The organism is Saccharomonospora iraqiensis subsp. iraqiensis, assembly GCF_000430445.1.
GTDB lineage: Bacteria > Actinomycetota > Actinomycetes > Mycobacteriales > Pseudonocardiaceae > Saccharomonospora > Saccharomonospora iraqiensis.
In genome coordinates this window covers 3,537-6,071 of sequence record NZ_KE387113.1, presented here as the reverse complement: position 1 = coordinate 6,071, position 2,535 = coordinate 3,537, and the positions used below count along the sequence as shown (strand labels likewise).

General features: G+C 73.4%; 3 protein-coding genes. 1 reads left to right on the top strand and 2 read right to left on the bottom strand.

Features of this window, described 5'->3' with window-relative positions; all coding sequences use genetic code 11:
• Nucleotides 1-172 precede the first annotated feature (172 nt).
• Nucleotides 173-502 carry a hypothetical protein gene (locus ACTIR_RS0116985; protein WP_007026108.1) on the bottom strand — a complete coding sequence of 110 codons (330 nt, stop codon included), beginning with the start codon at nucleotides 500-502 and terminating at the stop codon, nucleotides 173-175.
• Nucleotides 503-591: 89 nt separating this feature from the next.
• Nucleotides 592-1,269: a DUF3159 domain-containing protein gene (locus ACTIR_RS0116980; RefSeq protein WP_007026107.1), complete on the bottom strand. Its 678-nt coding sequence runs from the start codon at nucleotides 1,267-1,269 to the stop codon at nucleotides 592-594.
• A 385-nt stretch (nucleotides 1,270-1,654) separates the two neighbouring features.
• Between ACTIR_RS0116980 and ACTIR_RS0116975 the strand changes: the two genes are divergently transcribed.
• On the top strand, nucleotides 1,655-2,535 hold an 881-nt coding region (locus ACTIR_RS0116975; protein ID WP_026455180.1), incomplete at its 3' end, for a quinone oxidoreductase family protein.

Genomic DNA, 2,535 nt, shown 5'->3' with positions numbered 1-2,535 from the left:
TCCCAGGTCGCACGGGGAAGGACCAGGTCCGCGGCCGCGAAGTCGACGTCCGGGTCGTCCCAGACGGCCCACCGCGCGCGCACCCCGAGGTCGGCGAGGGCGGGGAGCACGGCGTGCTCGTCCCCGTCGCCCTCGGGAAGCCTCCGGCAGGAGGCGAACAGGACCTCCCGCGTCACCGGCGGGCGCGCGGGCCGGCCATGCGGCGACGGTGCTCCGGCCCGATCACGGTGGCCCCGACCGTGTCGGCGTCCCACTCGGCCGATTCGAGGTCACCGACCGCCTCCACGAGGGCGTTGCCGGTCTCCACGTCGGGCACCACGACGTCGCCGAGCGCGCCGTCCTGGCCGACGAGCACCACCCGGGCGCCCGCGCGGCCGATCCGTTCCACCACGGCCCTGGTGGGTTTGCCGTGCTCGCCCACGAACGTCCGGGCCGCGGTCAGGTGGGCCTTCCCGGGGCGGGCGGCGGTCTGGTCGCTGGTCTCGGAAGCGGTGTCAGTCACGGCGCCAGTCTAAGCACGCGACGGGCCGCGGCCGAAGTCCGATCCCGGGGAAGCGGTCCACGTCACCGCCGCGACCCCGGGCGCGCGGGTCAGGCCGGTTCGGGAGGCCGCGCCATGCGCAGCGTGACGTCCGGCAGCCCGCGCAGTCGGCGCCACCCGTGCCCGGCACACACCGCGATGGTCAGCGCGGTGAACAGGCCGCTGAGCACGCCGCGGGACAGCAGCCCCGCATCCAGGCTCCACTGCAGGAACCCGTAGGTCATGGCGGCGTCGATCAGCCGGGACCCGCCCCACATCAGGGCCACGTTCACGAACACCCGCCGCACGGTGCGGTGGGCGAACAGTTCGGCGGGCAGATGGATGAAGTCCCGGGCCAGCCGCGCGGTGATCGGTCTGCCGATCACCGCGCTGCCCACGAACAGCAGGAACATCAGCAGGGAACCGACGACCGGTTGCAGCACGTACACGGCCGCGCTCGACGTGATCAACGCGAACACGGCGCTGCTCACCAGCATTCCGCTGGCCAGCAGCAGCGTGTGCGGAACGTCCCTGCGCAGCATCCGGCGCAGGCCGATCACGAAGGCGCTCCAGCCGAGCACACCGGCGGCAGCGGGGACCAGACTCGTGAAGTTCAGCAGCAGCATGAACAACACGGTCGGCACGACGGCCGTCTCCAGGGCCAGCACCACGGCACGGGAGGCGGTGGCACGCAGATGCGGGATCTCGATGACGAGGTGTCGATCGGAAGTCAGCGTGGGGTGGTGCACGGTCACATCTCTCGGGTCGGGTCGGGCCGGAGCGGCGCCCGCTGACCCGGTGGGGACGGTTCGGGGGCCCGTACACCACCGGAGGCTTCGAACCGGCCAGCATGACGCATCCGTGAGTCGCCCGTAGCCTAAACGTTACATCCGTCCGGGTAAATGCCGCACCCGGCTGTGCCACGGGTCTCGTGGCCGCACCCGGCCGGGAGGAGCCGGGGCCCGTGGGGACGCACCCGATACGAACAACACCCCGCCGGGAGCCTGTTCCCCCGGCGCGGGACCGGGGCACCGGGGACGACACTACGGGGAGAAGGACCGTCCACGGTCCCGCACCGGCACGACCGCACGGGCACGCACCGCCACGGTCGTACGACGACGAGGAGGAACCGCATTGGTGACCGCGATCCGCATGCACCGCCCCGGGGGACCGGAGGTGCTGGAGCCCGCCGAGAGCGAACCCGGTGATCCCGGCCCCCGGGACGTCCTGATCGACGTGGCCGCGGCCGGGGTGAACTACATCGACACCTACCAGCGTGCTGGCATCTACGAGGTCCCGCTGCCCTACACACCCGGGCTCGAGGGTGCCGGACGGGTGGCCGCCGTGGGCGCCGAGGTGGACGAGTTCGCCGTCGGGGACCGCGTCGCCTGGCAGGGCGCCCCGGGCGGATACGCGGAGAAGGCGGTGGTTCCGGCCGACGTGGCGGTCCGGGTCCCGGACACCGTGTCCGACGAGACCGCCGCCGCGACGATGCTCCAGGGGATCACGGCGCACTACCTGGTGTCGTCGACGTACCCGGTGGGCGAGGGTGACCCGGTCCTGGTGCACGCCGCGGCCGGTGGCGTCGGGCTGTTGCTCGTGCAGCTGGCGAAGGCGCGCGGGGCCCGGGTGCTCGGCACGGTGTCGACCGGGGAGAAGGAGCGGCTGGCGCGGGAGGCCGGCGCGGACGAGGTGGTCCGCTACACCGAACGGGACTTCGTCGAGGCGACCCGGGAGTTCACCGGTGGTGAGGGCGCCGCGGTGGTCTTCGACGGGGTCGGCGCCTCCACGTGGGAGGGCAGCCTGTCGGCGCTGCGGCCCCGGGGACTGCTCGCGCTGTTCGGGGCCGCCAGCGGCCCGGTGCCGCCGATCGACCCGCAGCGGCTCAACGCGGGCGGCTCGCTGTTCCTCACCCGGCCGAAGACCGTCGATCACACCCGCACCCGCGCGGAGCTCGACTGGCGGGTCGGCGAACTGTTCGACGCCGTGAGTTCGGGCGCGCTCACGGTCCGGGT